Below are 24,699 nucleotides of genomic sequence, written 5' to 3'. Positions count from 1 at the left end.
TCCGTCGGTGTTCTTCCGGTGCGGTGGCGTTCGTCAGACGCGGCTCAGTGGGCCCACGACCGCGAATCCGGCGAAGGACAGCAGCACGTAGAGCACGGCGAGGCCGATGGACCACCGGGGTGCCCCCTTGAGGAAACGCCGCGCGGCGATCGCGGGGATCAGCGGCGCGATCAGTACGAGCCACCCCGCCGCCCGCCCGTCCGCCGCCCAGGGACGGGTCGCCCCGAGCGCCAGCGCGGTGCCCACGACCGCGCTGGCCAGAGCGGCACCGGCGGTGCCGTGCACGCCCATCGAGTGCACATACGTCCGTGCCGTCGGCGCCGGATCGCGGACGAGCCGGCGCGCGAATTCGAGATGGACCACGCACAGCATGCAGGCCGCGATCGCCGCGGCGTCGAACGCCGTGAGGCCGACGTCGGCGGAGCGCGCGAACCCGAGGTAGACGTACGCCCCGAACAGCGCCTGCAGCGGAATGTTCACCGCCAGTTGCAGGGGCAGCTTGTCCGGATGCGGCCAGTTGAACCGCCGTTCCACCCCCAGCATCAGGAACGCGTACAGGCACAACCCGGCGAAGCCCACCGCCGGCGTTCCACGGGGCGCGTTGAGCAGGAGCAGCGCGAACATGCCGGAGAAGAACAGCAGCAGCAGATCGGTCACCCGCACCTCCCCGGTGACCAGGGGGCGGTCGGGGTTGTGGGCCCGGTCGTACTCGACGTCGCGCGCGTCGTCCGCGGCCCGGAAGAGGAAGTGGGTGATCGCGATCGTCGCCGCGGTGATCGCGAGGCCGGTCCCGGACGGGCCGTCGCCGGTGCGGTGGGCCGCCTGGAGCAGGGACGTGAGGCCGTACGACCAGCCGATGCCCACGGCGGCGTAGAACCAGAGCGGATAGCGCCTCGCGTACCGGGCGAGCCGGGTGATCACGGTGCCGCCACCTCGTCCTCGTCCTCGCCGGCGTCGGGTCCGTCGTCCCCGGGGCCGTCCAGGACGGTGACCGTGCCGAGGTCGGCGTCCACCTCGATCCAGGCGCCGTCGGGAATGTGCTGGACCGCTCCGGCCACGGCGACCACCGTCGGGATGCCGAAGATCCGGCCCGTGATCGCCGTGTGCGACAGCACGGTCCCGCGCTCCGCGACGAGCCCCTTGGCCGCCAGCATCAGATACAGCCACCCCGGGTCGGTCTCCCGGGCGACCAGGATCCTGCCCCGGCAGGACTCGGGGTCCGTCTGCGGATCCGTCACGACCCGGGCCCGGCCGCGCACCCGGCCGCCGCTGGAGGCCAGCCCGGTGAGGACGGGCACCGCGCCGTCCCCGCCCGCCCCGGCCCGGGGAAGCGCCGCGGCGGCGGGCAGGTCCGCGTCCGTGGCGAAGACGCCGGGCGGATCGGCGCGATCGGCGGCGGCCCGGGTGGCGGCCGCGCGCAGCCCGGCCAGCGCCTTCAGGTCCACGCCGGACCCCGTGCCCTCGTAGACGCCCAGCACCTCGTCGATCGTGAGGTGATGGACGTCCTCGACGGCGTCCAACTGCCCGGCCGCGACGAGGTGTTCCCCGAGCGCCAGCACCATCCGGCGGGTCACGCCCATCAGTTCGGTACGGCAGAACCGCAGATCCTCCCGGACCCGCAGACGGCCGCGGAGCGACCCGAGGACCCGCCGCAGGACCGCACGGCGCACGGGATCGCGGACGGCTGCGCGCAGCGCCTCCTCCGCCTGCCGGCGCACCCGCCGCTCCTCCGCCACGCTGTCCGCGACCGTGCGACCGGACGCGACGACCGAACGCACCTGGTCGATCAGCAGGTGGGGGCGCTGGGCGATCACCGGCGTCTCGATCTTGAGGTCGTGCAGGCCGCGGTAGCCGTAGCGCCGTACGTGCCGGTGCGCCAGTTCGGCGAGACGCGGGCCGAACTCGGCGCCGGACAGCCGGCGCCAGACCTCGTGCGCTCCGGCGTCGCCCAGCACGGCCTCGCGCGCCTCGGGATGGGCGCCGACGGCTTCCCCGAGTTCGATGAGGGAGCGGATCGCCAGGACGGAGCGGTTGACCGGCCCGTCGCACAGCATGCCGTTGAGGACACCCCGGTCGGCGTTCGGCGCCCAGCGGCTCATGAGCCGCTCCGCGCGGCCGAACTCCGCCAGGACATAGGTGTTGTTGACGAGCGTGCCGCCCCAGTGCAGGGCGACGTCCGCCCACAACTCCCGGTAGTCGTCCACGATCTGGGCGGGCGAGCGGTCGGCCGGGTCCGGCAGCGCCTCCCGTCGCTCCTCCCACCAGGTGAAGAAGCGGGCCATACGGGCGGGATGACGCCACCGCCTGACCAGCGCGGCCGGAACCTCCCGTGCCGTCACCGCGGCGCGCCGCAGCAGGCCCGGCTCGGCGGGCGCCACGCCGGTGTTGGCCGTCACCACCGCCTTCTCCCACTGCCGCCGCAGCGCCGCGAACGCCCGTACGTGACCGTGCAGGCGGTACCAGCTCTCCAGCCGCATGTACACGCGTCCGTCGAGATGGGCGACGAGGCGCCGCAGCTCGTAGCGGTCGTGGCGGAGCGTCCGCTCGGGGACGCCCATGCTGCGGTACAGCCCCTCCAGCCCGACCGCGTAGAGCTCGGCGGCCACGGAGTGCGTCAGCACGGAGGTGACGCCCGCGTAGCTCTCGGAGATGTTTCCGTTGCTCCAGTGCAGCTCGCGCGTGGTCGGCCGGTCGGTGGCGAAGACGATCGGACGGGCCTGGAGGAGGTGGATCTCGCCGCTCGCGGTGATCGCGCCCTCCACGTCCTGGGCCTCACCGAAGTGCTCTTCGAGCGAGATCGCCAGCTCCGCGACCTGCTGTGCCGTGGACTCGTCCAGTACGGGACGGTCCGCCAGCTCCGCGGGGACCGCGCCGACGACGGTGCCGCCGGATGCGGCCGGGACCACCCGACGCTTCTTGTGGGTGATGTGGGAGGTCACGGCAGGGGTGCCCCGGGTGGCGCGGTCGACCGTGAAGTGGTCGATGTCCGCCTGCTCCTGGACGACCCCCTCGCCCAGCCCGTAGGCCGCCGCCACCAGGCACTGGCGGTCGTTCCCGCCGTCACGCGGGTCACGGCTGAAGACCACGAACGACCGGTCGGCGGTGACCATCCTCTGGATGCCGACGGCCATCCTCGGCGCGGCCGGGTCGCCGCCGCGCGCGGAGCGGTAGAGCACTCCCTCCGTGGTGAACGCCGAGGCCCAGCAGGCGGAGACCTTGGCGATCAGCTCGTCCCGGGTCACCTCCAGAAAACTGCTCCCGAGTCCGGCGAAGGGGTCCTCGGCGGAGTCCTCGCCCCCGCCGCTCTCGGTGGCGGCGGTGCAGGAGCGAACGGCGACGACCCCGTCCTCGCCGACGAGCCGGTCGAAATGCCGCAACAGCGACGCGGCGAGTTCCTCCGGCACCCCGGCCTTCAGCACCGCGCCGCTCGCCCGTTCCGCCCAGGCGGTGAGCCCCGCGGGATCGCGGTCCGTCACCTCGGGGATATCGGTTCCGGCGATCATCTTGTCGAAGGCGGCGACCGACACACAGACGAATTCGGGGACGCGGTACCCGGCCGTCCGCAGCGCCGCCTGACGCGCGAATTTATGGCCGACGAGCTGGGGGTTCGCCGCCTCCGGAGCGGTGTCGGCGAAAATCATTCCGGACGTCACGAAGCGCGCTCCCTCGTACGTGCGCGCCGGAACCGGACCACCTCGTACTCCCGCGGATTCACGCCCAGCGCGTCGAAGGACACGCGCCCGATCTCGTCGGCCGAGCCGTCGGCCGCGTTCGCGTACAGCCGCACCTCGGTGTGGATCTTGCGGCCCTTGCAGACCTCCGGTACCCACTTCAGGTACACCTCGCCGGACGGGTGCGGCATCGGGAGGTCGGCCTCGATGCTGCTCAGGACGAACGTCGTGTCGAGGGGCTTGCCATGGACGACGTGCGCGACGAGGGTGCCGAACTGGCGGGCGGCCTCCAGCAGTTGCTCGAAGGGCCGCCACTCGATCGGGTGGCCCTCGGGGAGCTGCCGCAGGCGGGCGCTCAGGGTTCCCTGGGCCTGCCGGACCTCGTCGACGAGGACGTTCTCCGGCCGGACCCGGTGGACCAGGCGGGCCGTGGGCAGGGGCGAGTCGACGGGCGAGCCGGCGGCGCTGAACGGCACCCGCTGGGGGCGCTCGCGGTGCGGGACGGCACGGCCGGTGCAGAGGGCGAGGGAGCCGACCTCGGCGGTGAGATCCCAGCCGGCGTCACTCCCGGCCGCCTCGGTCGGCCCGCCGAGGGCGAGGGTGATCTCCTGGCCGTGCTCGCAGAACTTGCCGAAGTCCAGGGCGAGCCTGAGCCGTTGATCGGGCTCGACGGCCCCGACCTCCTGCCGGACCAGATCCACCAGGCCGGTGACGATGAGCATGCCCGGGACGTGGTCCAGCGGGTGGTCGAAGAAGAAGGTGTCCTCCGTGTCCACCTGAAGTACGGCGGTCGACTTTCCGGACTTCTGCGTTCGTGCCGTGGTCAGAACACTGCTGTCAACCACAACTACCCACCTCTCGCATGGAATTCAGGCATGGGACAAGCGGTCCCGGAAATTGGCAGCGCGAAACGCCCGCACCGAGCCAAGAAAAGTCAGCGGCAAGAAACCACTGAAACGTCGCTGTGTCGAGAAACGTCAGTGTGCCGATGTACAGAACGTTCTACGGAGGGTCATCCCCATCCGGTGTCGTTTTCCATACCGATCCCCCTTCGGTTATTTACGCACTCTGACTATAGGTCGCCGGTTCGCAAGCGCGACAGCGCCGGCGGCGTCAGCAAACTGCAGTGCAACAAGTGGGCAACGCGACCGTCCGCTCAGGCGGCTCAGGGATGACCGCACACGACCGCCCCGCCGGCTCGATGGCACGTGCGGGGTGTTCGGGGAATCGCTGTCGTCAGGAGTCCAGCCGCGCCAGGATGTAGCCGGCCTGGAATCTGCTCTCCGCGTCGAGCTGCTGCATGATTTCGGCGATGTGCCTGCGGCAGGTGCGCACCGACATGCCCAGCCGGCGCGCGATGAGGTCGTCCTTGTGGCCGGCGGCCAGGAGCTGGGTGATCGCCTGCTTCACCTGGTCCAGGCTCTCGCTTCCGCTCAGCTCCTCGGCGAACGGCGTGGACGTCTTCCAGTACTGCTCGAACACCCGCAGCATGAATTCCACGATGGACGGCTCCCGGCTCAGCACGGCTCCGGTCGTGGAGCGCTCCAGCGGGATGACCACCGTCTCGCGGTCGAAGATGAGCAGCCGGCTGGGCAGTTCCGGTGCCGTCCGCACCTGGGCGCCGGATTTCTCCATGGCCCGCACGTACTGCTGCGTGGGCGCGCTGAAACGGGCGGTGTCCTCGTACAGGATCCGCATCGCGATGCCGCGCTCCAGCATGGCCGCGTCGCGGGGGAACGCCTCTTCGAGCACGGCCGCGGGGCGCCCGCCCCCGGGCTGGACGGTGAGGACCTCGCGCTTGCACTTCTGCGCGATGTCGGTGAGGACGGACAGCACGGCGCCGGTGTCGTCGACGACGTCGATGGCCTCCTTGGAACGCCGTCGCCGCCGGTGCTCGTGATAGAGGGGCAGCAAGGTCATCAGGTCCGACCGCACCTGCTCGATGGCGCTCTGCCGTTGCCGTATCTCGGCCTCGATCGGGGTGACCAGCTGCGCGGCGGCGGTCTCGGGGCTCACCGGGACGAAGAGGTCCGGGTCATCCACCACGCCCCGGATGAGCCGCAGGGCGAGAAGCGCGTCGATCGACCGCTCGATCTGCTCGGCGGAAAGCCCGAGAGCGGACTGGAGGGAATCCCTCGTGCACTGCCCTCTTTCCAATGCGAAACGGTACACAAGGGAGCTTGTGTGATCCATTTTCGGTACGCTTCGAGAACCGTGTAATTCGGCCGCCATTCCACCCCCCGGATACCCACGCGACCCGTCGCCACCAGCTCAGTAGTTTCAGTCGCCCGGCCACAGGGAGTCAAGCTCGGCCTTGAATCCATGAGGAATCCATGAAACGGAACAAAGATGACAAACGGCGACTTTTGCTGACGGACTCCGCCCGCACCGGCGACCGGTACGCTTTCCGCTTCCTGTCACTGCATTTTCCTGAATCACCGCACGACTGGACGCCGGTGGATCCGTATTGAGACGCTGTCCTGCGGATCCTGGAAAGAGTCGAGACCACCATGCAAACTACTGCACGTCCAAGCCGAGACTATGACGGAGTTGACTGAGTGGTTTACTCAAGATCCCTGAACGAAGCCGCAGTGGTGCCGGTGGTCGGCGGCGAGCGGGACATCGTGTTCCTGTGCGACGAGCCCGACGCCGAGGACCTGCGTGTGCTGCGGGACGAGATCAAGCATCTGGGAGCCACCTCGAAGGTGTTCCACCCGGACGCGATGACCATCAGCTCGGCCCCCGGAAGGGCGCAGGTGTGGTGCGAGGACGAGCCGCACAGCGCCAGTCTCCTCATCGGCTGGATACGCGGCCAGGCCAGGATCGCGACGATGGCCAAGTTCTGGGCGCTGGAGCGGCTCGGCCTGGACGTGGTCAACGGCTGGAGCAGCATGTTCCTGGCGTCGAACCCGTTCTACCGGAGCGTCCTGTTACACGCCTCGGGCCTGCCCCACCCGACCCTCTTCTCCGGTCATGAGTCACGCGCGGCGCTGTCGCTGGCCGCCGAGATCGGCTACCCGGTCACGGCCTACCCCCTGGTCCCGCACCGCTCCCACGGCCGCGTGGCCCAGAGCTCACTCGTCTTCGACGACGAGGAGTCGCTGCGCTGGTTCTTCTCGCACCAGGTGGCCACCGAGCACTTCTACGTCCACGCGCACACCGGCGGCAGCACCCTCCAGGTGCTCTGTGTGAACGGCACACCACTGCTGAGCTGCTACGGCGACGCGTCGGGCGGCGACTCCGCGCTGCCGGGCCCGGGCCTGGCCGCCCTGGAGAGCATCCCCGAGGTTCCGGCGGCCCTGGCCGCGAGCGCGTCGGCCGTGGTGGGGCAGCAGTTCGCCCTGGTCCACCTGACGGAGGACCCGCTCGCCCCCGACGGCTACTCGGTCCTCGACGCGGTCCCCTACCCGGAACTCGACCCCGCCGGCTGGCCGGGCAACACCGTCCCCTCGGTCCTCGCCCAAGTGGCCCGAACCCTGCACCAACGGGCGGGCCACACCCTGCACCCGACCCAGCCCCAGCCGGAGCCGGAACGCGCCACGCCCCGCTGAGGCCTCGCTCACTCGTCCCGGTGAGGCGCGTCCGCGTCCGTCATGGCCAGGCGGGCCTGTTCCTCCTCGACGATCCGCCGGGCCAGCTCGGTGTCCGACACGTCGACCGCGTCCGGGTCGGCCTCGGCCACGGCGCTGCGGCGGGCGTAGGCGTCGAACAGACGGGTCTTGGCCTCCAGCATCGCCACCATGCGTGCGTCCACACCGCCGGTGGCGAGGAGACGGTGCACGCGTACCGGCCTGACCTGGCCCATGCGATGGGCCCGGGCGACCGCCTGGTGTTCGAGGGTCGGCTTGATCTGAGGTTCGCAGAGGATGACGACGGAGGCGGCCTGCATGTTGAGCCCGACCCCGGCCGCCTGGATCTGCGCCAGAAGCACCGCGGGGCCCGCGAACGCGGTGAAGTCGTCGACGACCTGCTGCCGTCGCGCGGCCGGAACGCCGCCCGTGAGCGGACCGAACACCGCGGTTCCCCCCGCTCGACGCCCGGCGAGCGCCTCCCCCACCACCTCCAGCACGTCCTTGAAGTGCGAGAAGACCACTGTCTTCTGCCCGTTCTCGCCGGCCTCCCGAACGATCTCGCGGAGCCGGTGCAGCTTGGCCGACTTCTGGGGGCGCGCGTAGGCGGCCCTGCGCATCGCCATGAAATTGCCCGCGCGGACGGCCTCGTGGTACGCCGCCGCGTCCGAGGCGCTCAACTCCTCCCATTCGTCGGTCTGCTGGAGACTCGGCAGTTCCGTCAGCACGTCCACCTGGTTGCGTCGCAGGTAGACCGGGGCGACGGCGCCGCGGAACGCGACCGATCCGGCCGGCGTGCCCCCCTCGCCCAGGAGCTCCGCGATGTCACGGCGGAGCATCCCGACGAGGTTGCGGAACTCGACGACCCTGTTCTCCATCGGAGTTCCGGTCATGAACAGCGCGCGCTCACAGTGCCCCGCCCACGCGGCGACGGCCTGCGACCGCTTGGCCTCAGGGTTCTTCACGGAGTGCGCCTCGTCGACGACGAGCAGCCCGACCTCCCCTCCGCCCGGCACCGGGAAGCCGCGCAGCGCGTCGAACGTCGTCACCCCGACCCCGCCCCGCCCCTTCCAGTCGGCGAACGCGTCCTGCCGGCCGGGGCCGTGGAGCACCGTGACCCGCAGGGCGCTGCGGGCCTCGATCTCCCGGGTCCAGTTGACGAGGACGCTCGCCGGGCAGACGACCATGAAGTGGGTCTGCCCCTCGGCGGCCAGGTGCGCGAGCACGGCGATCGCCTGGATGGTCTTCCCCAGGCCCATCTCGTCGCCGAGGATCACCTTGCGCTGCGCCAGCACGAAGCGCGCGCCGAACGCCTGGTAGCCGCGCAGGGAGACCCGCCGGTGCGAGTCGTCGATCTGCTGGGTCCGTACCCGCTCGGCGATCTCCTCCGGCAGGAAGCCCTCGGCGGCGGCCGCGTCCGGCTGCCGCCCGTCGATCTCGGCGAGCAGGCCGTAGTACTCGGCGGAACGCAGCTCGAAGTCCACCCAGGCGGCGAGGTCGGACGTCGCTCCGCGCAGCAGATCCACCGAGGCCTGGGCCAGCAGTTCGGGCAGGCCCTCTTGCCTCGCGTCGTCCACCAGCGAGCGGATCTCGGCGACCGACGCGAGGACGCGCGTCCGCTTCTCCCGGCCCGCCAGCAGCATCCCGAACCGCCCGGCGGCGGGCCTGGCCTCGGCCAGCAGTGGGCCGAGCCGCCGTGACAGGGCCCGGGCCCGGTCCACCGCGCGCCGGGCGTCCGGGCCGGCTTCCACCAGTACGTGCAGAGCGCCGACGAGCGCGGTGGTTCTCGGCTCCGGCCGGTCCACGTCGATATGGACGGCCACCGTCTCCCGCACGGCCTCGGCCAGCCGACGAGCGGCGGCGAGCATCTGGTCGGCGGTGCGCTGCCCGACGCCGGGAATCTGCCGCAGCCGATAGGGACCGGCTTCGAGCACCCGGCCCACCGTGCTCAGCCCGCTCTGCTCGACACCGCCCAGCCGAAGGCGCCCCTCGGTGACGTCCTGCAACCGGGCCACGGGAAGGGCGTCGAGCTCCCGCTCGACCATCTCGTCGTGGATCGGCCGGAGCGCCGCCCGCACGGCCTCGACCGCCCGGCCGTGATCACCGACCAGCGCCTCCGCCGCCTCCCACAGCCCCCCCCCGCCGGCAACGACCCCCCGCTCCCCACGCCCCACGCCCCCGCCCCCTCTCACCGTCCCCGCATCCTCCCACCGCCCACCGACACCACGCCCGTACGCAGCACGGAAACGGGTTCCTGAGACACCCACGTCGGCAGAGCACCGCCACGGCCGGCGGGCCGAGGGTGGCGGGACGGCCACGCCTTGACGATCTCGCGGCCCGTGTCACGCCGACTCGCTACGGTTGAGCCATGACGGCACTGCCCGACTGGATGCGCCCACCGCGCGAGGAAGGCTGGTTCGCGGAGGACCTGGACCGCCTCCCCGAGGCACCCCGCCACACCGAGCTCATCGACGGAGCCCTCGTCTTCATGCTGTCGCCCCAGCGGTCCTGGCACGGCCGCCTTGTCACGTCCCTCACCACCACGCTCATGGCGACCGCGCCCGCTGGCTTTGAGGTCGAACGGGAGATGACGATCCGCCTCGACGAGCGCAACCGACCGGAGCCGGATCTGCTCGTGACGACCGCCCCCTACGATCCGGACCGCACGTGGTACGCGCCGGAAGAGGTCCAGCTGGTCATCGAGGTCGTCTCGCCGGAGTCCGCCCACCGTGATCGCACGGTGAAGCTGCACAAGTACGCGGACGCCAAGATCCCGCACTACTGGTGCATCGAGGACGAGAACGGCGCCCCTGTCGTCCACGTCTACGAACTCGACGAACCCACTGGCGCCTACGCGCCCGCCGGCATCTTCCGGGGCACCCTCGAACGCCCTGTCCCCTTCAAGATCAGCCTGGACCTCGACGGACTCATCCCGCCGAGGACCGCGTAGAAGTCGGCACGGAAACGCAGAAGGGACCGGACTCACGGAGCCCGGTCCCTTCTGCTCGACCAGCCCACAGCCCTCGGCGCCCTCCCCCGCCTCGACACACTCCTCGGCACCCACCATGCGGACCACTTCACCCAGCCTGGCGGTCTTTGGAACCACTGAGTCAATGCCCTGGCCCACCTCCGCGACCACCCCGCCTACACCCCATCGAGCATCACCGCTGGACGGACCCACTGCGACTTCGCTGACGACTGGAACCCGGCCGTAGCCGCAGCGGCCTGACCGGGGCTACGTGAAGTCCGCGTACGCCATGTACCGGCCGCACGTACGGCACATGAAGAGGTAGCCGGTGGGCTGACCGTCCTTGTCCAGAGCACCCAGATAGCTCTCCACTGCCTCGGCAGACCACCCCCACGCACCGGCCTGGCTGCGCAGTTCCTCCCGGGCATCCGGGAACGCGAGCAGCTCGGCCGCCCCCACCGCCCCCATGAACGCCGCGCCGTCACCGCAGTGAAAGAACCACCGCGGGTCCTGCCAGGAGGAGAAACCCGGCGTATACGCTCTCGACCGCGTACACCGGGCCTGTGTAGATGAACCCCCGCGCCCTCCCGCAACAGAGGCACGTCGTGCTGGATGCAACGACCGCCCCGGTCGCCAAGGGGTCGGGGTGGTAGGGAAAACCGGGCAACTCAGACGATCTACTCCTTCGGATCGAGCAGGACCCTTCCCTTGCTGCCGCACTCGCCTGGCCTGGCGACTTCGACGTCGAGCGCCGGAACCCCATTGAGGACCTTGCCCTTCCCACCGGAATCCCCCTACACCCGATAGCCGGATGCGGCGCCGGCGGCACGTACTTCCTGTGCGGGGAAACCGGGGTCGCCGAGAAGCCCGTCCTGTACGCCGATTCCGAGGGCCAGGCCACATTGATCGGCGCCGACCTCGTCGAGGCGGTCACGCTCATCGCCGTACTGCCCTTCTGGCGCGACCTGGCAAAGGGCTTCGCGATCAGCGAGCTTGGCTCGGACCTTCGGGCCGACCACCCGGACTTCGACGCCGAGCGCGACCGCCTTCTGCACGCACTCGGGCTTGCCCCCATCTCCGAGGAGGCGGCTGCCGCTCGCCTGCTGGCTGTGGCTGCACGCACGGCCCCGGACTACGTGCCGCGCGTACTGGACGACGATCACCTGCCGTACGAGATTCTGTTTCCGAGCCGCCCTGCATAGCGAAACCAGCGCTTGACGTCAGTACCGGGCGATGACCTGTCGCAGGTCCGTGCCCTGTACATGGCGAAACCCGCGGCAGAGCAACAGGGCGTCGTCCCGCTCACGACGCGCTCGCCCGGCACGTGGATGGACGCGCCGCTCGTGCAAGGACTGTGCGACAGCGCCCCGCCCGAGGAATCCGGGGCAAGGCGTAGAGGGGCTGGAGCACCACGCCAGCGTGCCGGGGCGTTTGGGCTACCTTCAGCGTCCGCCCCGGAGTCGCCGATGGCATCGACCTGAACGGCTATGCGCCGGTGCGCGAGGTGGTGGGCTGGCGGACACCTGATGGACAGGGCCCGATGCACTGGTGGCTCTCTAGCGGGGATGCCTCGTTCTTCGACTTCTCCAGGGGCCGCATCGCAGTGACCTACTCCGTCCTCGACGAGTGGGCACTGCGAGGAGGCGTGAACGGTGATGGCTGGCCTTGTCGTTTGATCTTGTCTCGGCTGCGGGTCGCAGGGGCGTAGCCGCTCCCCCCACGCCGGACGCATCCAGCACGCCGCGGACTCTGCGCGGACCGCAAAGGCCGCCCAACCCGCTTCACCGCAGGTCAGACGGCCTCGCCGGACGTATCACACGTTGAAGCGGAACTCCACCACGTCGCCGTCCTGCATGACGTACTCCTTGCCCTCCATGCGGGCCTTGCCCTTGGCGCGGGCCTCGGCTACCGAGCCGGTTTCGACGAGGTCGTCGAAGGAGATGACCTCCGCCTTGATGAAGCCCTTCTGGAAGTCGGTGTGGATCACGCCGGCCGCCTCGGGGGCCGTCGCGCCCTTCTTGATGGTCCAGGCGCGGGATTCCTTGGGGCCGGCCGTCAGGTAGGTCTGCAGGCCCAGGGTGGCGAAGCCGACGCGGGCGAGGGTGGCGAGGCCGGGCTCCTCCGCGCCGACCGACTCCAGGAGTTCCATCGCGTCCGCCTCGTCCAGCTCGGCGAGGTCCGCCTCCAGCTTGGCGTTGAGGAAGATCGCCTCGGCGGGGGCGACCAGGGCGCGCTGCTCGTCCTTGAAGGTGTCGTCGGTCAGCTCGTCCTCGTCGACGTTGAAGACGTAGAGGAAGGGCTTCGTCGTGAGGAGGTGCAGGTCGTGCAGGAGTTCCGCGCGCTCGCTGCCCTGGACGACGCCCTGGGAGAAGAGGGTGTCGCCCTTCTCCAGGATCTCCTTGGCCTCCTCGACGGCCTTGACCTTGGGCGCGATGTCCTTCTTGATCCGCGACTCCTTCTGGAGGCGGGGAAGCACCTTCTCGATCGTCTGGAGGTCCGCCAGGATCAGCTCGGTGTTGATCGTCTCGATGTCGTCCTTGGGCGAGACCTTGCCGTCGACGTGCACGACGTTCTCGTCCTTGAAGGCGCGGATGACCTGGCAGATCGCGTCCGACTCACGGATGTTCGCGAGGAACTTGTTGCCCAGGCCCTCACCCTCGGACGCGCCGCGCACGATGCCCGCGATGTCGACGAAGTCGACGGTCGCCGGGAGGATGCGCTGCGAGCCGAAGATCTCGGCCAGCTGGGTGAGGCGGGCGTCCGGCACACCCACGACGCCGACGTTCGGCTCGATCGTGGCGAACGGGTAGTTGGCCGCCAGCACGTCGTTCTTGGTCAGGGCGTTGAACAGGGTCGACTTGCCGACATTCGGCAGACCGACGATTCCGATCGTGAGCGACACGTTGCGACTTCCCGTACGTGAGAGGGCCAGGGGGCCAGAGGGCCAGGGGGCCAGAGGACCGGCCGATCCACCAGTTTACGGCGTGTCGGGGCCCGGCCCGGCGGACCGCTCGAACGCGTGGCCAACGTCCGTCCCCCGGCGTGTCTGACGCCCGATTCGGCACATAAACAGACCTAAGTTGGTGCAGTGGAGCAACACGGAACGCGGCCCCCGCACCACGGAACGCGACAGAGCAAGCCTCCCTTGCCGCCGCAGGCGGCCCGCAACGGGGTCGACGCGGCACGCTCGAAAGGGACACAACAGGGAACTACGAGAGCGCCCGGAAGCCGCCGCACCTCTCCGGACGGCCTCCGATCCTCTCGCCCCACGGCGCCTCCGCAGGCCCGTGGCGCCGCGCCCCGGCGTCGGCCGTCCTCCCCCGCGCCACGACGTCCCGCTCCGCCCGCCGCCCCGCCCCGCCGGCTTCCCAACCCCCGTCTCACCGGTCTCGGCAGCGGGCTCCTCAGCGCCACGCTGATGCTTCTCGTCGGGCTGCTGGACCAGTGGCTCTTCGGGGCCTCGACGATCGTGTACGGCGTGCTGTTCGTGCCCGTCTGTCTGCTGACGGCGCTGTGGGTGCGGCCGGGGGATCTGATCTCCGCGCCCGTGGTCGTACCGATCGCCTTCGCCGTGGGCCTGCTGCCGGTGGCCGAAGGCGACGGCGGACTCGGGGCACGGCTGATGGGCCTGCTCACCGCCCTGGCCTCACAGGCCGTGTGGCTCTACGGCGGAACGCTCGGCGCCGCTGTGCTGGTGCTCGTCCGCCGAGTGGTCCTGGCCGGCCGCCGCCGGGCCCGGGCGGCACGGGCCGCCGCCGGAGCCGACCGGCCGGCCACGCCGGGACCGGGACAGCCTCAGCCCCGCTGAACCGTCACTCCCCCTTCGCCGCCCGCATCGCCGCACCCACGATTCCCGCGTTGTTCTGCAGCTGGGCCGGGACGACCTCGGCCTTGAGGCCGTCGATGTAGTGCAGGAACTTGTCGGCCTTGCGGCTGACTCCGCCGCCGATGATGAACAGCTCGGGCGAGAACAGCATCTCGACGTGGGCGAGGTACTTACGGACGCGGCGGGCCCAGTGCTCCCAGGTCAGCTCGCCGTCCTCCTTGGCCTTGCTGGAGGCGCGCTTCTCCGCGTCGTGCCCGCTCAGTTCGAGATGGCCGAGCTCGGTGTTGGGCAGCAGGACGCCGTCGACGAAGACGGCGCTGCCGATGCCGGTGCCGAAGGTGAGCAGGATGACGGTGCCCCGGCGGTCCCGGCCCGCGCCGAAGTTCATCTCCGCGATGCCGGCCGCGTCCGCGTCGTTGACCATCGTCACCGGCAGGCCGCCCAGCCGCTCGCTGAACAACGCGCGCGCGTCGGTGTCGATCCAGCTCCTGTCGACGTTGGCCGCCGTACGGATCGTGGAGCCGCCGGTGACCACACCCGGGAAGGTGAGCCCGACCGGGCCCGTCCAGCCGAAGTGACCGACGACCTCTCTCACGCCGTCGGCCACGCCGTCAGGTGTCGCGGGGTGCGGGGTGAGCACCTTGAAGCGCTCCTCCGTCAGGTCGCCCCTGTCCAGGTCCACAGGGGCGCCCTTGATCCCGGATCCGCCGATGTCCACGCCGAAGATCTGCATGGCTCCACGTTACGACGGACCACTGACCGTCACTCCCCCGAGGCGCCGCTTCCGCCGCGCTGGGCCACCAGTGCCGCCGCCTCCTCGCGCAGGTCACGGCGGAGTTCCTTGGGCAGCGAGAAGGTGATCGACTCCTCGGCCGCCTTGACGATCTCCACGTCGCCGTAGCCGCGCTCGGCGAGCCACTCCAGGACCTCCTCGACGAGGACCTCCGGGACGGAGGCGCCGGAGGTGACGCCGACGGTGGTCACGCCCTCCAGCCACGCCTCGTCGATCTCGCCGGCGAAGTCCACGAGGTACGCCGCGCGCGAGCCGGCGAGCTTGGCGACCTCGACGAGCCGCTTGGAGTTGGAGGAGTTGCGCGAGCCGACCACGATGACCAGCTCGGCCTCCGCGCCCATCTGCTTGACCGCGAGCTGGCGGTTCTGCGTGGCGTAGCAGATGTCGTCGCTGGGCGGGGAGATCAGCTGCGGGAACTTCTCCTTCAGGGCGTCGACGGTCTCCATGGTCTCGTCGACGGAGAGCGTGGTCTGCGACAGCCACACCACCTTCGACGGGTCCCGGACCTCGACCTTGGCCACGTCGCCCGGCCCGTCGACGAGCTGGATGTGGTCGGGCGCCTCGCCGGAGGTGCCGATGACCTCCTCGTGGCCCTCGTGACCGATCAGGAGGATGTCGTAGTCCTCGTTGGCGAAGCGGACGGCTTCCTTGTGGACCTTGGTGACGAGGGGGCAGGTCGCGTCGATGGTGGCGAGGCGCCCGCGCGCGGCCTCCTCGTGGACGACGGGGGCGACGCCGTGCGCGGAGAACATCACGATGTTCCCGGGCGGCACCTCCTCCGTGCGCTCGACGAAGATGGCGCCCTTCTTCTCCAGGGTCTGCACGACGTACTTGTTGTGCACGATCTCGTGCCGGACATAGACGGGGGCCCCGTACTGTTCGAGGGCCTTTTCGACGGCGATCACGGCGCGGTCCACGCCGGCGCAGTAGCCCCGAGGGGCGGCGAGCAGGACACGGCGGCCAGGCGAAGCGGTCATGGGTCCCATCGTAAGGCCGCGCCGGGACGCGACCGGCGGGCCGCCCCACCCCGGGCGCCGGGACACGACCGGCGGGGGTCACGCGCGCGTAGCGCCACACCGGCACCCCTCGCCCCGCACCCCGCCCCGTTGTCGGTGCCTGCGACTACGCTCACCGGCATGGCTGTGAACACGTCCGCGGACGCCCCGCTGCCCGTCGGCGAGGTCTCGCGGCTCATCGGGGGGTGGATCGACCGGCTCGGCGCGGTGTGGGTCGAGGGACAGATCACCCAGTTGTCGCGGCGCCCCGGCGCGGGCGTCCTGTTCCTGACGCTGCGCGACCCGTCGTACGACATCTCGATCGGCGTCACCTGCTACCGGCAGGTGTTCGACGCGGTCGCCGATGTCGTCGGCGAGGGCGCGCGCGTGGTCGTCCTCGCGAAGCCGGAGTGGTACGCGCCACGGGGCCAGCTCTCCCTGCGGGCCGCCGAGATCCGCCCCGTCGGGGTCGGTGAGCTGCTCGCCCGGCTGGAGCAGCTGAAGAAGTCCCTCGCCGCCGAAGGGCTGTTCGCGGCCGAGCGCAAGAAGCCGCTGCCGTTCCTGCCGCAGCTCATCGGCCTGGTCTGCGGCCGTGCGTCGGCCGCCGAGCGGGACGTGCTGGAGAACGCCCGGCACCGCTGGCCCGCCGTCCGCTTCGAGGTCCGCAATGTCGCCGTCCAGGGCGTGCACGCGGTGCCGCAGGTCGTCCAGGCGGTGAAGGAGCTGGACGCGCTGGACGACGTGGACGTGATCATCGTCGCCCGGGGCGGCGGCAGCGTGGAGGATCTGCTGCCGTTCTCCGACGAGCAGCTCGTCCGGGCGGTCGCGGCCTGCCGTACGCCCGTCGTGTCCGCCATCGGCCATGAGCCGGACAATCCGCTGCTGGACTACGTCGCCGACCTGCGGGCCTCCACCCCGACCGACGCCGCCAAGAAGGTCGTGCCGGACGTCGGCGAGGAGATCGCGCGCGTGCAGCTGCTGCGCGACCGGGCGCGGCGGTGCGTGGAGGCGTTCGTGGAGCGGGAGGAGCGGGGTCTCGCGCACGCGCTGGCGCGCCCGGCGATACAGGATCCGCACCGGATGATCGACGAGCGGGCGGACCACATCGCCTCCCTCGCCGACCGCGCCCGCCGCTGCCTGGGCCATCTGCTGGACCGCGCGGACTCCGAGCTGACGCACACGCACGCGCGCGTGGTGGCCCTGTCCCCCGCGGCGACGCTGCGGCGGGGCTATGCGGTGCTCCAGCGGGCGGACGGGCACGTGGTGCGGGATCCGGGGGAGGTCACGGCGGACGAGGCGCTGCGCGCGCGGGTCGCCGAGGGCGAGTTCGTTGTTCGAGTCGACGGTTGAGGATGGGTGCATGACGAGCAAGGCCGACGAGGCGCTCGGGTACGAGCAGGCGCGCGACGAGCTGATCGACGTCGTACGACGCCTGGAGGCGGGCGGTACGACGCTGGAGGAGTCGCTCGCCCTGTGGGAGCGCGGCGAGGAGCTGGCCAAGGTCTGCCGGCGCTGGCTGGAGGGCGCGCGGGCCCGGCTGGACGCGGCCCTGGCCGAGGAGGAGGCCGCGGAGGGGGCCCCGGAGCCCGCCGGCGAGTAGCCGGGCACTGAGCGGGGCAGAGGCGGTGTGCTGTGAAGCGGATCACTCCACCCCGCTTTTTGTTGAACCTTGAAATTTATTGGTTTAACGTTGGAGTACGTACCACCGCTCCCCCGAGAAGGTTCTTATGTCCCTCGTTCTTGACCCCGCCGCCCAGGACCTGCTGTTCCGCGAGGCCCACACCGCGAACACCTTCACCGACGAGCCGGTGACCGACGAGCAGATCCAGGCGATCTACGACCTGGTCAAGTACGGCCCGACCGCCTTCAACCAGACCCCGCTGCGCATCACCCTGGTCCGCTCGGCCGAGGCCCGCGAGCGCCTGGTCCAGCACATGGCCGAGGGCAACCAGGCGAAGACGTCCACCGCCCCGCTGGTCGCGATCCTCTCCGCGGACAACGAGTTCCACGAGGAGCTGCCGACCCTGTTCCCGGCCTTCCCGCAGGCCAAGGACGTCTTCTTCGCCGACCGCGCGGTCCGCGAGGGTGCCGCCGGGATGAACGCCGCGCTCCAGGCCGCGTACTTCATCATCGGTGTCCGCGCCGCCGGTCTGGCCGCCGGCCCGATGACCGGCCTGGACTTCGAGGGCGTCCGCAAGGAGTTCCTGGACGACGACCACACCCCGCTGATGGTGATCAACATCGGCAAGCCGGGCGAGGGCGCCTCCTACCCGCGCTCCCCGCGCCTGGCGTACGACGAGGTCGTCACGACCGTCTGAGCCCCGCCCCAGCACGGCAAAGCCCCCGGCACACCCGCCGGGGGCTTTTGCGCGTCCGCGGTCGCGTCTCAGTCGCGCGGTCGCGTCTCAGTCGCGCGGTCGTGTTCGGTCGCGCCGCCTCACGCCATCCTCAGCGCCTTCACCATCGCCGTCAGCTGGTCGTACGAGCCCGTGCCCACGACGGCCGTCGTGGAGCCGTCGGTGCCCTTCAGGACCAGCGCGTCGTAGCGGCCGCCGGTGTAGTGCGTCCAGATGCGGCCGTCGATCTGCTCGGTCTGCCGCGACGCGGTGCCGCCCTGGGTGGCCTCCTCGATGAACGCGGAGGGCTTGTCGGTCGACTGCTCGATCGCCACGTACTCGCCGTCGGGGGCGTGGAAGCCGAGGTGCCAGGAGTCGTGGTGGGCGCCCTGGAAGCGGACGGAGGTGGCCTTCCACTTCTCGGACAACCCCTCGGGCGCGGCCACCGGGTACGACGCCGCACGGCGGGCCGTGGACAGTTCGACGGTGTAGTCGACCCGCTTGAGGTCGGGTTCCTTGTCGTCGTGCGGGACGAAGATGTAGATCACCGCCGCCGCGACCATGATGAGACCCAGGGAGAGGATCAGATCCCGGACCGTCTTCTGCTTGCCGTTCGCGCCTGCCACGCCCCTATGGTCGCAGGTGGCCAGCGCGCTCATCCGTGGGGTCCCCTGCTCATTCTGTCGGACTGACGATACAGTCGGATCGAACCCTCATCCGGCCGTCGTCGTATCAGAAAGGTGCGCTCCGATGACCGAGCATCATCTGCCGTCCGAACTCGAAGTCCCCTCAGAGGCCCCCGACCGCAACCTCGCCCTGGAGCTCGTCCGGGTCACCGAAGCCGCCGCGATGGCCGCTGGCCGCTGGGTCGGGCGCGGTGACAAGAACGGCGCCGACGGTGCCGCGGTGCGCGCCATGCGGACCCTCGTCTCCACCGTCTCGATGAACGGCGTCGTCGTCATCGGCGAGGGCGAGAAGGACGAGGCGCCGATGCTCTTCAACGGGGAGCGGGTCGGTGACGGCACCGGACCGGAGTGCGACATCGCCGTCGACCCGATCGACGGTACGACGCTGACCGCGAAGGGCATGCCGAACGCGATCGCCGTGCTGGCCGCCGCCGACCGCGGGTCCATGTTCGACCCGTCCGCGGTGTTCTACATGGACAAGCTGGTCACCGGGCCGGAAGCCGCCGACTTCGTCGACATCGACGCGCCCGTCGCGGTCAACATCCGGCGGATCGCCAAGGCCAAGCGGTCCACGCCGGAGGACGTCACCGTCGTGATCCTCGACCGGCCCCGGCACGAGGGGATCATCAAGGAGGTCCGGGAGGCCGGGGCGCGCATCAAGCTGATCTCCGACGGCGATGTCGCCGGGTCGATCTACGCGCTGCGCGAGGGCACCGGCGTCGACCTGCTGCTCGGCATCGGCGGCACCCCCGAGGGGATCATCTCGGCCTGTGCCGTGAAGTGCCTCGGTGGGACCATCCAGGGCAAGCTGTGGCCCAAGGACGAGGAGGAGCGGCAGCGGGCGATCGACGCCGGGCACGACCTCGACCGGGTGCTGACGACGAACGACCTGGTGTCCGGGGAGAACGTGTTCTTCGTGGCGACCGGGATCACCGACGGTGAGCTGCTGCGGGGTGTGCGGTACCGGTCGGAGACCGCGACGACCGACTCGATCGTGATGCGGTCGAAGTCGGGCACGGTGCGCCGGATCGACTCCGAGCACCGGCTGAGCAAGCTGCGGGCCTACAGCGCGATCGACTTCGACCGCGCCAAGTAGACCCCCGCGCGAGCGGCTCCGGCCCGCGCGGCCCGGACCGCGGTGAACAAGAGGGCGCCCCCGGTGCGGAGAGGGCGCCCTCTTCGTCCGTGCGCCAGAACCCGCGGAGAGGCCCTAACCCGCCTGCGCTATGCGGTCGGTGACCCGCGCGGTCTTCTTCAGCTCCAGGTCCCTGCGGCGGCGCCGGGCCAGGACCACGCGGCGTTCGGCCGCCGTGAGGCCGCCCCAGACGCCGTAGGGCTCCGGCTGGAGGAGCGCGTGCTCGCGGCACTCGACCATGACGGGACAGCGCGCGCAGACGCGCTTGGCGGCCTCCTCACGGGACAGACGCGCGGCCGTCGGCTCCTTGGAGGGGGCGAAGAACAGGCCTGCCTCGTCGCGGCGGCACACGGCCTCGGTGTGCCAGGGCGCGTCTTGATCCCTGTCTCGCGATGGCACCCGCTGGGCCGGAAGGGCAGCTACCTGCAGGGACGAATGCGGCGGTTGCAGCACGGTCTACTCCTGACGACGGCTTCGCGAGCGAGCGGCGATGCAGCAAGGTCTACCCGCTGTGCGCGCGCCTATGCAGGGAGTTTCCAAGCGCTGGTTTTCGTGCGGTCACGTCGGGCCGGGTGACCGGATCGGTCGTCATCCGACTCGTTTCGGATCGAACCGGATCCGGGGGTCCCACTTTTCGGACCGAACGGGATTCACACCCGTCAACGGCTACAGATGCTTGCGCAAACTCCGGTCGACCTTGCGCTGGACCTTGTCGAGGATGTCCGCGACCCGCTTGCCGCGCTTGGGCCGCCCCTCGACATTGCCCAGGATCGCCCAGCCGTCGAGGTAGACCACGGGCGCCTCGGGCTCGGCCGCGTCGAGAGTCTCCACCTCGAAGTTGCCGAGGACGCCGCCGCCCGTGCCGCGCAGTGACACGTTCTCCGGGACGCGGACCTCGATGTTGCCGAACACCGAGACCACCTTGATCACGACCTGCTGGTACTCGAACAGTGCCTCGCTGAGGTCGATCTCGACGCTGCCGAAGATCGCGTACGCGTGCAGACGGCGGCCCGCGCGCCAGCGGCCCCGGCGGGAGGCGCTGCTGAAGACCGCCACCACGCTGTCATCCGGGTCGGCCGGGATCGTGCCCGCGGCCGGGCGGTTGGGGGTGGCGGCGGGGGCGGACCGGCGGGCGTGGGCGGCCGGCAGGTCCCGGATGAAGACCTCCAGCTCGCCGACCGTCTTGGCGGCCAGCACCCCCTCCACGCGCTCGGCGTGCTCCTCGGCGGTCAGCCGGCCCTCGGCCAGGGCCTCGCGCAGGATGTCGGCGACGCGGTCGCGGTCGGCGTCCGAGGCGCGCAGCTCGGTGCCGGGCGCCGCCGACGTGGGGGCGGGTGTGGGCGTGGGGGCGGTCTGCTTCTGAAGGTCCACATCGGTAGCGTAGCGAAACACGATAGATCGCGACACCCCCAACTGAGCCTTACCTCACAAGCTCCGTGCCGGTCGCAGGTTCTACGCTGGTGAGGCCCGCCAACGGAGGCCGGCCGCTGTCTGTCGTGAGTGAGGAATGGGCGACATGCCTGAGTTCGCGTACACCGATCTGCTCCCCATGGGAGAGGACACCACCCCGTACCGGCTGGTGACCTCCGAAGGTGTCTCCACCTTCGAGGCCGACGGGCGGACGTTCCTCAAGGTGGAGCCCGAGGCGCTTCGCAAGCTCGCCGAGGAGGCCATCCACGACATCCAGCACTATCTGCGCCCGGCCCACCTCGCGCAGCTGCGCCGCATCATCGACGACCCCGAGGCGTCCAGCAACGACAAGTTCGTCGCCCTGGACCTGCTGAAGAACGCGAACATCGCGGCGGCCGGCGTGCTCCCCATGTGCCAGGACACCGGCACGGCGATCGTCATGGGCAAGCGCGGGCAGAACGTCCTCACCCAGGGCGGCGACGAGGAGGCCCTGTCGAAGGGCATCTACGACGCGTACAAGAACCTCAACCTGCGCTACTCGCAGATGGCTCCGCTCACCATGTGGGAGGAGAAGAACACCGGCTCCAACCTCCCGGCGCAGATCGAGCTGTACGCCACCGACGGCGGCGCCTACAAGTTCCTGTTCATGGCGAAGGGCGGCGGCTCCGCCAACAAGTCCTTCCTGTACCAGGAGACCAAGGCCGTCCTGAACGAGGCCTCCATGATGAAGTTCCTGGAGGAGAAGATCCGTTCGCTGGGCACGGCCGCCTGTCCGCCGTACCACCTGGCGATCGTCGTCGGCGGTACGAGCGCCGAGTACGCGCTGAAGACCGCCAAGTACGCCTCCGCGCACTACCTGGACGAGATCCCCGCCGAGGGCTCCGAGCTCGGGCACGGGTTCCGGGACAAGGAGCTGGAGGAGAAGGTCTTCGAGCTGACGCAGAAGATCGGTATCGGCGCCCAGTTCGGCGGCAAGTACTTCTGCCACGACGTGCGGGTCGTCCGCCTTCCGCGGCACGGCGCCTCGTGCCCGGTCGCCATCGCCGTGTCCTGCTCGGCCGACCGCCAGGCCGTCGCGAAGATCACCGCCGAGGGCGTCTTCCTGGAGCAGCTGGAGACCGACCCGGCGCGCTTCCTGCCGGAGACGACGGACGAGCACCTCGACGAGGCCGGGGACGTCGTCAAGATCGACCTCAACCAGCCGATGGACGACATCCTCGCCGAGCTCACCAAGTACCCGGTGAAGACCCGTCTCTCGCTCACCGGCCCCCTCGTCGTGGCCCGCGACATCGCGCACGCCAAGATCAAGGAGCGGCTGGACGCGGGCGAGGAGATGCCGCAGTACCTGAAGGACCACCCGGTGTACTACGCGGGCCCGGCGAAGACCCCGGAGGGTTACGCGTCCGGTTCCTTCGGGCCGACCACGGCCGGCCGTATGGACTCCTACGTCGAGCAGTTCCAGGCCGCCGGCGGCTCCAAGGTGATGCTCGCCAAGGGCAACCGCAGCAAGCAGGTCACGGACGCGTGCCACGCGCACGGCGGCTTCTACCTCGGCTCCATCGGCGGCCCGGCCGCCCGCCTCGCCCAGGACTGCATCAAGAAGGTCGAGGTCGTCGAGTACGAGGAGCTCGGCATGGAGGCCGTCTGGAAGATCGAGGTCGAGGACTTCCCGGCGTTCGTCGTCGTCGACGACAAGGGCAACGACTTCTTCCAGGATCCCGCGCCCGCACCGACGTTCACCACCATCCCCGTGCGGGGCCCGGGGCTGGCGTAGTCCCCGAGGGCGGCGGGCACACTTCTCCCCGCCGCCCCCCCCCGATCCGGTCCCGCGATCGGCGCAACGTCCGGAACATCCGGCGTCCGCCGATCGCTGTACCCGGCATGAGCGACTACCGCATCGAGCACGACTCCATGGGCGAAGTCCGCGTCCCCGCCGACGCCAAGTGGCGGGCCCAGACCCAGCGCGCCGTCGAGAACTTCCCCATCTCCGGCCAGCGCATCGAGCGCGCGCACATCGAGGCGCTGGCCCGCGTCAAGGCGGCGGCCGCGAAGGTCAACGCCGAGCTCGGGGTGCTGGACAAGGACATCGCCGGGGCGATCCAGGAGGCGGCCGAGGAGGTCGCCCGGGGCGACTGGGACGAGCACTTCCCGATCGACGTCTTCCAGACCGGTTCCGGGACCTCGTCCAACATGAACACCAACGAGGTCGTCGCCACGCTGGCGAGCGAGCGGCTCGGCCGGGACGTCCATCCGAACGACCACGTCAACGCCTCGCAGTCGTCCAACGACGTCTTCCCGTCCTCGATCCACATCGCCGCCACGGCCGCCGTCACCCGCGATCTCGTCCCGGCCCTGGAGCACCTCGCGGGCTCGCTGGAGCGCAAGTCCGAGGAGTTCGCCGATGTGGTGAAGTCCGGGCGGACCCACCTCATGGACGCCACCCCCGTGACGCTGGGCCAGGAGTTCGGCGGGTACGCCGCACAGGTGCGGTACGGCATCGAGCGCCTGGAGTCCTCGCTCCCCCGGCTCGCCGAGCTGCCGCTGGGCGGCACCGCCGTCGGCACCGGCATCAACACCCCGCCGGGCTTCTCCGCCGCCGTCATCGCGGAGGTGGCCCGGGTCACCGGCCTGCCGCTGACCGAGGCCCGCGACCACTTCGAGGCCCAGGGCGCCCGGGACGGCATCGTGGAGACGAGCGGGCAGCTGCGGACCATCGCCGTGGGGCTGACGAAGATCGCCAACGATCTGCGGTGGATGTCCTCGGGGCCGCGCACGGGCCTCGCCGAGATCTCCCTGCCCGATCTCCAGCCCGGCTCGTCGATCATGCCCGGCAAGGTCAACCCGGTGATCCCCGAGGCCGTCCTCATGGTCGCCGCCCAGGTCATCGGCAACGACGCGACCGTCGCCACCGCCGGCGCGGCCGGCAACTTCGAGCTCAACGTGATGCTGCCGGTCATCGCCAAGAACGTCCTGGAGTCGATCCGGCTGCTCGCCAACGCCTCCCGGCTGCTGGCCGACCGCACGATCGACGGAATCGTGGCGCACCGCGAACGGGCCCGTGAGTACGCCGAGTCGTCACCCTCGGTGGTGACACCGCTGAACAAGTACATCGGCTACGAGGAGGCCGCGAAGGTCGCCAAGAAGGCGCTGGCGGAGCGCCGGACGATCCGCGAGGTCGTGCTGGCCGGCGGCTATGTGGAGCGCGGCGACCTCACCCTGGAGCAGCTCGACGAGGCGCTCGATGTCCTGCGGATGACACGGCCGTAAAACCCTTCGGCGCTGCGGCGCGAACCGTGACACGCGCCGCAGC

The 24,699-nt window shown here is 70.6% G+C and carries 22 protein-coding genes and 1 pseudogene; 11 read left to right on the top strand and 12 right to left on the bottom strand.

All coding sequences use genetic code 11. From position 1 onward, the window contains the following. Positions 1-33 precede the first annotated feature (33 nt). The 4 genes from ACZ5NW_RS25145 to ACZ5NW_RS25130 form a co-directional block, all read right to left on the bottom strand. Positions 34-921, bottom strand: a complete 888-nt coding sequence (locus ACZ5NW_RS25145; RefSeq protein ID WP_468746134.1) for a hypothetical protein — start codon at positions 919-921, stop codon at positions 34-36. After that, the gene (locus ACZ5NW_RS25140; protein WP_468746133.1) at positions 918-3,653 is read right to left on the bottom strand and encodes a PEP/pyruvate-binding domain-containing protein; all 2,736 of its coding nucleotides are present in this window, start codon (positions 3,651-3,653) and stop codon (positions 918-920) included. Before ACZ5NW_RS25140 ends, ACZ5NW_RS25145 begins: the two co-directional genes overlap by 4 nt. Further along, positions 3,650-4,516 (bottom strand): AfsA-related hotdog domain-containing protein, encoded by an 867-nt coding sequence (locus ACZ5NW_RS25135; RefSeq protein ID WP_468746132.1) that lies wholly within the window; start codon positions 4,514-4,516, stop codon positions 3,650-3,652. Before ACZ5NW_RS25135 ends, ACZ5NW_RS25140 begins: the two co-directional genes overlap by 4 nt. A gap of 391 nt (positions 4,517-4,907) precedes the next feature. Beyond that, positions 4,908-5,828, bottom strand: coding sequence for a LuxR C-terminal-related transcriptional regulator (locus tag ACZ5NW_RS25130; RefSeq protein ID WP_468746131.1), 921 nt, complete (start codon positions 5,826-5,828; stop codon positions 4,908-4,910). A 401-nt stretch (positions 5,829-6,229) separates the two neighbouring features. Here ACZ5NW_RS25130 and ACZ5NW_RS25125 point away from each other — a divergent pair, with 401 nt between their 5' ends. After that, positions 6,230-7,222: an ATP-grasp domain-containing protein gene (locus tag ACZ5NW_RS25125; protein ID WP_468746130.1), complete on the top strand. Its 993-nt coding sequence runs from the start codon at positions 6,230-6,232 to the stop codon at positions 7,220-7,222. An 8-nt stretch (positions 7,223-7,230) separates the two neighbouring features. On the opposite strand, the gene ACZ5NW_RS25120 is transcribed toward ACZ5NW_RS25125, so the two are convergent. Beyond that, entirely contained in the window at positions 7,231-9,414 is a 2,184-nt protein-coding gene (locus tag ACZ5NW_RS25120) for a DEAD/DEAH box helicase (RefSeq protein WP_468746129.1), read from the bottom strand. Positions 9,415-9,608: 194 nt separating this feature from the next. Here ACZ5NW_RS25120 and ACZ5NW_RS25115 point away from each other — a divergent pair, with 194 nt between their 5' ends. Together ACZ5NW_RS25115 and ACZ5NW_RS25110 are read left to right on the top strand one after the other, a co-directional pair. Further along, complete coding sequence (locus tag ACZ5NW_RS25115; protein WP_468746128.1) at positions 9,609-10,190, top strand: Uma2 family endonuclease; 582 nt, start codon at positions 9,609-9,611, stop codon at positions 10,188-10,190. A 51-nt stretch (positions 10,191-10,241) separates the two neighbouring features. Then, the gene (locus ACZ5NW_RS25110; RefSeq protein WP_468746187.1) at positions 10,242-10,349 is read left to right on the top strand and encodes a DUF6000 family protein; all 108 of its coding nucleotides are present in this window, start codon (positions 10,242-10,244) and stop codon (positions 10,347-10,349) included. Between the two features lie 126 nt (positions 10,350-10,475). Here the strand turns inward: ACZ5NW_RS25110 and ACZ5NW_RS25105 are convergent. Next, a pseudogene (locus ACZ5NW_RS25105) lies at positions 10,476-10,971 on the bottom strand (CbrC family protein). A 139-nt stretch (positions 10,972-11,110) separates the two neighbouring features. On the opposite strand from ACZ5NW_RS25105, the gene ACZ5NW_RS25100 reads away from it, so the two are divergent. Continuing rightward, positions 11,111-11,410, top strand: coding sequence for a hypothetical protein (locus tag ACZ5NW_RS25100; RefSeq protein WP_468746127.1), 300 nt, complete (start codon positions 11,111-11,113; stop codon positions 11,408-11,410). A 611-nt stretch (positions 11,411-12,021) separates the two neighbouring features. On the opposite strand, the gene ychF is transcribed toward ACZ5NW_RS25100, so the two are convergent. Then, positions 12,022-13,110: a redox-regulated ATPase YchF gene (gene ychF, locus ACZ5NW_RS25095; RefSeq protein ID WP_468746126.1), complete on the bottom strand. Its 1,089-nt coding sequence runs from the start codon at positions 13,108-13,110 to the stop codon at positions 12,022-12,024. 186 nt (positions 13,111-13,296) lie between these two features. On the opposite strand from ychF, the gene ACZ5NW_RS25090 reads away from it, so the two are divergent. After that, positions 13,297-14,016: a DUF6542 domain-containing protein gene (locus ACZ5NW_RS25090; protein WP_468746125.1), complete on the top strand. Its 720-nt coding sequence runs from the start codon at positions 13,297-13,299 to the stop codon at positions 14,014-14,016. Positions 14,017-14,020: 4 nt separating this feature from the next. Here the strand turns inward: ACZ5NW_RS25090 and ppgK are convergent, their stop codons facing one another. Both ppgK and ACZ5NW_RS25080 read right to left on the bottom strand, forming a co-directional pair. Then, positions 14,021-14,767 (bottom strand): polyphosphate--glucose phosphotransferase, encoded by a 747-nt coding sequence (ppgK, locus tag ACZ5NW_RS25085; protein ID WP_468746124.1) that lies wholly within the window; start codon positions 14,765-14,767, stop codon positions 14,021-14,023. A 29-nt stretch (positions 14,768-14,796) separates the two neighbouring features. Next, positions 14,797-15,813 carry a 4-hydroxy-3-methylbut-2-enyl diphosphate reductase gene (locus ACZ5NW_RS25080; protein ID WP_468746123.1) on the bottom strand — a complete coding sequence of 339 codons (1,017 nt, stop codon included), beginning with the start codon at positions 15,811-15,813 and terminating at the stop codon, positions 14,797-14,799. 150 nt (positions 15,814-15,963) lie between these two features. Between ACZ5NW_RS25080 and xseA the strand changes: the two genes are divergently transcribed. The 3 genes from xseA to ACZ5NW_RS25065 all read left to right on the top strand — a co-directional run bounded on the left by xseA (position 15,964) and on the right by ACZ5NW_RS25065 (position 18,140). Continuing rightward, a complete protein-coding gene (gene xseA, locus ACZ5NW_RS25075) occupies positions 15,964-17,172 on the top strand; it encodes an exodeoxyribonuclease VII large subunit (RefSeq protein WP_468746122.1) in 1,209 nt (402 codons plus the stop codon). 10 nt (positions 17,173-17,182) lie between these two features. Next, entirely contained in the window at positions 17,183-17,422 is a 240-nt protein-coding gene (locus tag ACZ5NW_RS25070) for an exodeoxyribonuclease VII small subunit (protein ID WP_468746121.1), read from the top strand. A gap of 127 nt (positions 17,423-17,549) precedes the next feature. Beyond that, entirely contained in the window at positions 17,550-18,140 is a 591-nt protein-coding gene (locus ACZ5NW_RS25065) for a malonic semialdehyde reductase (protein WP_468746120.1), read from the top strand. A gap of 119 nt (positions 18,141-18,259) precedes the next feature. Here ACZ5NW_RS25065 and ACZ5NW_RS25060 read toward each other — a convergent pair whose 3' ends face one another. Then, positions 18,260-18,784, bottom strand: a complete 525-nt coding sequence (locus ACZ5NW_RS25060) for a DUF4245 domain-containing protein (protein WP_468746119.1) — start codon at positions 18,782-18,784, stop codon at positions 18,260-18,262. 124 nt (positions 18,785-18,908) lie between these two features. Here ACZ5NW_RS25060 and glpX point away from each other — a divergent pair, with 124 nt between their 5' ends. Then, complete coding sequence (gene glpX, locus ACZ5NW_RS25055) at positions 18,909-19,940, top strand: class II fructose-bisphosphatase (protein ID WP_468746118.1); 1,032 nt, start codon at positions 18,909-18,911, stop codon at positions 19,938-19,940. Positions 19,941-20,054: 114 nt separating this feature from the next. Here the strand turns inward: glpX and ACZ5NW_RS25050 are convergent, their stop codons facing one another. Continuing rightward, the gene (locus ACZ5NW_RS25050) at positions 20,055-20,432 is read right to left on the bottom strand and encodes a WhiB family transcriptional regulator (protein WP_468746117.1); all 378 of its coding nucleotides are present in this window, start codon (positions 20,430-20,432) and stop codon (positions 20,055-20,057) included. Positions 20,433-20,645: 213 nt separating this feature from the next. After that, positions 20,646-21,350 carry a DUF1707 SHOCT-like domain-containing protein gene (locus tag ACZ5NW_RS25045; RefSeq protein ID WP_468746116.1) on the bottom strand — a complete coding sequence of 235 codons (705 nt, stop codon included), beginning with the start codon at positions 21,348-21,350 and terminating at the stop codon, positions 20,646-20,648. Between the two features lie 145 nt (positions 21,351-21,495). On the opposite strand from ACZ5NW_RS25045, the gene ACZ5NW_RS25040 reads away from it, so the two are divergent. Both ACZ5NW_RS25040 and ACZ5NW_RS25035 read left to right on the top strand, forming a co-directional pair. Beyond that, positions 21,496-23,163 carry a fumarate hydratase gene (locus tag ACZ5NW_RS25040; protein WP_468746115.1) on the top strand — a complete coding sequence of 556 codons (1,668 nt, stop codon included), beginning with the start codon at positions 21,496-21,498 and terminating at the stop codon, positions 23,161-23,163. Between the two features lie 107 nt (positions 23,164-23,270). Continuing rightward, positions 23,271-24,656, top strand: a complete 1,386-nt coding sequence (locus ACZ5NW_RS25035) for a class II fumarate hydratase (RefSeq protein WP_468746114.1) — start codon at positions 23,271-23,273, stop codon at positions 24,654-24,656. Positions 24,657-24,699: the final 43 nt, after the last annotated feature.

The organism is Streptomyces sp. NPDC032126, from assembly GCF_055580085.1.
Note: the sequence above shows the minus strand (reverse complement) of the source record. Positions and strands in the feature narration are given on the sequence as shown.

Excerpts from the sequence above, each read along its gene's own strand:
- ACZ5NW_RS25115 (WP_468746128.1), top strand. The coding sequence starts at position 9,609 with ATGACGGCACTGCCCGACTGGATGCGCCCACCGCGCGAGGAAGGCTGG.
- ppgK (WP_468746124.1), bottom strand. The coding sequence starts at position 14,767 with ATGCAGATCTTCGGCGTGGACATCGGCGGATCCGGGATCAAGGGCGCC.
- ACZ5NW_RS25080 (WP_468746123.1), bottom strand. The coding sequence starts at position 15,813 with ATGGGACCCATGACCGCTTCGCCTGGCCGCCGTGTCCTGCTCGCCGCC.
- xseA (WP_468746122.1), top strand. The coding sequence starts at position 15,964 with ATGGCTGTGAACACGTCCGCGGACGCCCCGCTGCCCGTCGGCGAGGTC.
- ACZ5NW_RS25070 (WP_468746121.1), top strand. The coding sequence starts at position 17,183 with ATGACGAGCAAGGCCGACGAGGCGCTCGGGTACGAGCAGGCGCGCGAC.
- ACZ5NW_RS25065 (WP_468746120.1), top strand. The coding sequence starts at position 17,550 with ATGTCCCTCGTTCTTGACCCCGCCGCCCAGGACCTGCTGTTCCGCGAG.
- glpX (WP_468746118.1), top strand. The coding sequence starts at position 18,909 with ATGACCGAGCATCATCTGCCGTCCGAACTCGAAGTCCCCTCAGAGGCC.
- ACZ5NW_RS25040 (WP_468746115.1), top strand. The coding sequence starts at position 21,496 with ATGCCTGAGTTCGCGTACACCGATCTGCTCCCCATGGGAGAGGACACC.
- ACZ5NW_RS25035 (WP_468746114.1), top strand. The coding sequence starts at position 23,271 with ATGAGCGACTACCGCATCGAGCACGACTCCATGGGCGAAGTCCGCGTC.